1 protein-coding gene is annotated in these 1,069 nt (G+C 43.4%); it reads left to right on the top strand.

The features are described from left to right. Nucleotides 1–1,069, top strand: a 1,069-nt coding sequence (locus AEYBE204_RS40595; protein WP_023464151.1) for a hypothetical protein, incomplete at both ends; no start/stop codon positions are given.

The following is a 1,069-nucleotide window of genomic DNA, read 5'->3' as shown; positions in this document are numbered from 1 at the left end:
GTAACAATATTGATGAGTATTGTAAGGTCGAGCTAAAAGAATATTTTGACGGCAGAATAGAAAGTGGAGTGACTGAGAATGATTTTTTGTTATGCATTCACAAGTCTATATCAGCAGTCGTTTCCAATGGCCTTGTTGATGAGGTTTCGTATCAGTCAATAGCAACCCGGGCAATCGAAACCTGCCATCCAATACTTTTAATATCATGCCTTGAAGTAGGCATTCTTAAATTCAGGGATTCATCAGTCGCGATTATTAAAAAGCTGTTTGAATGCATATCTTCGCCAAAAACGTTAGATAACCTCCGTCTATTTTGCTCAATGGCAGTTTTTGTGGATGGTGAACTGGCGCGATTGCAGATATTCAAAGGAGTACCACCATTCTACAGACGTCTTGCTTCATTCGCCCAGTCAGCCTTAATCGTTAAAGTGGGGCTTGAAAGGGGCGTTGCTTTTGACAAAGTGGAACAGTGGGCTTTTCAGCAAAGGGGGCTTTACTTTTTCTGCCAGAGCTTTGTCGATCTTATAGAAGAGCCAAGATGGTTACCAATGTACTTAACCGCAGAGCAATTCATTAATGAGCTGTACGGGCGGGCAAATAACGTATGTCAAGAGGCCAATACGAGTGAGGTTGTTGAGTACTTAAAAAAGGAGCTTATGCTTGGTTCGCGATTGAATTTGCATTCGTTCTTACCTGGGCCATTGGAAGGTAACTCTGCACCAGTGGTTGTGCCGGATGAAATCTCGAATTTGCTTGCTAAACATATTAACGGTGAAGCTTCATTTGAGTCCTATAAGGTTTTGATGAATTCAGCACCCTTCTGGAAAATTGGCGATGAATATTTGGACAGAGCAGTTTCACTACTCGAAAGCGCACAGCACAAGTTGGCAGCGGTTAATGACAAGGATTCTGTCTACCAGGTGTTAAACGGGCTGGCTCAGGTTGCCTGTATGACCAGAAGTAAAAAGCTTGCTGCATCGGTGACGATCTTAAGTCGACTCTATCGGGACTATATTGATGTGGATTCTGAGCCCGAAAACTACCTGGCAATAGGTTTCGTGGCGGGGGC

The sequence above is a fragment of the Asticcacaulis sp. YBE204 genome (assembly GCF_000495855.1).
Taxonomy (GTDB): domain Bacteria; phylum Pseudomonadota; class Alphaproteobacteria; order Caulobacterales; family Caulobacteraceae; genus Asticcacaulis.
The sequence above is the reverse complement of the archived record's forward strand: the minus strand, read 5'-3'. Positions and strand labels throughout refer to the sequence as shown.